Source organism: Sulfuritalea sp. (genome assembly GCF_031426875.1).
Classification (GTDB): Bacteria; Pseudomonadota; Gammaproteobacteria; order Burkholderiales; family Rhodocyclaceae; genus Sulfuritalea.
Map to the genome: position 1 here is coordinate 49358 of NZ_JASJPC010000012.1, position 1320 is coordinate 50677.

The 1320-nt window shown below is 67.0% G+C and carries 1 protein-coding gene; it reads left to right on the plus strand.

From position 1 onward, the window contains the following. On the plus strand, window positions 1-1320 hold a 1320-nt coding region (locus RMO95_RS05880; protein ID WP_310449790.1), incomplete at both ends, for a hypothetical protein.

Below are 1320 nucleotides of genomic sequence, written 5' to 3' on the forward strand. Positions count from 1 at the left end.
GGGCACTCGCGATCAACACCAGCAACGCCGCCACCGACGCCGGCGGCAGCATCACGCGCACGGCGACCGGCACGCTGAGCGGCACCAGCGTGGCCCTCACCACCGGCACCGGCGACATCGGCGCGGCGGGCACCGAGATCAACCTGGCGGCGAATCAAACCGGGGTCGTGGCGACCACCCACGGCGCCGGCGCGATCTACCTGCGGGACGCCGGGGCGCTGACGCTGGGGGCCATCACCACGGCCGGCGGGTTGGTGGATATCGCCACCACGGCGGCGGGCACCCTGACCGCGGGCGGCGCGATCGCCAGCAACGGCGGCGCGGTCAGCCTCAATGCGCAAGACGCCCTGGCGGTCGATGGCGGCATCACCGCCGGCGCCGGCGCGGTCAATCTGCTGGCCAACCAGGACGGCGCGGGCGCCCAGGGCTTCAGCCAGGCCGACGCCACCACGATTGCCGGCACCGGCATCACGCTGACGGTGAACACCGGCGCCGGCACCGGCACGGGCGGCGCGGTGCTGAGCACCCTGACCGACGCCGGGGCACTCGCGATCAACACCAGCAACGCCGCCACCGACGCCGGCGGCAGCATCACCAGCTCCGGCGTCCTGACTATCGCCGGTACCACCAGCTTTAACGCGGGGACAGCAAACGACATTACCCTAGGCAACGCCAACGATTTCGGCGGTGCCGTCTCGGTTGTCAGCGGCAACAATGTAACGCTCAACGACACCGGGACGATCGATCTTGGCGCGAGCACCGTGAGCGGTAACCTGGTGGTCACCGCGGCCGGGGCCATCACCGATTCAGGGAATCTCTTCATCGCGGGGACGACGACTCTGACGCCTGGCGCTGGTAACAGCATTACTCTGGATCAAGCAGGAAACAATTTTGGTGGCGCACTCTCGGTAGCGAACGGTGCGAATGTGACGGTTGTGGACTCGAGCGCGCTTGACCTGGGCGCGATAGGCATTACGGGAGATCTGACGGCTACTGCGACTACGGGCGACATCAGCAACACCGGGGCGCTGACGATAGGAGGCAATTCGAGTTTCACCGCCAATGCGGTGGGTGCATCGATTGGCGTGGCCAATGCGGGGAACAACTTCACCGGGACGGTGGCCTTTGGGGGTGCGGGCGGATTGGCCAATGTGACAGTGGTTGATGCCACTGCCTTGGACCTTCAGGCCATCACCTTGTCCGGAAACCTGAACGTCACTGCCGCCGGAATGACCAACAGCGGCGCGCTGTCCGTCACCGGCGTCACCAGCCTCACGGCAGGGGCGGCCAACAACATCGTTCTCGACAATGCCAACAACT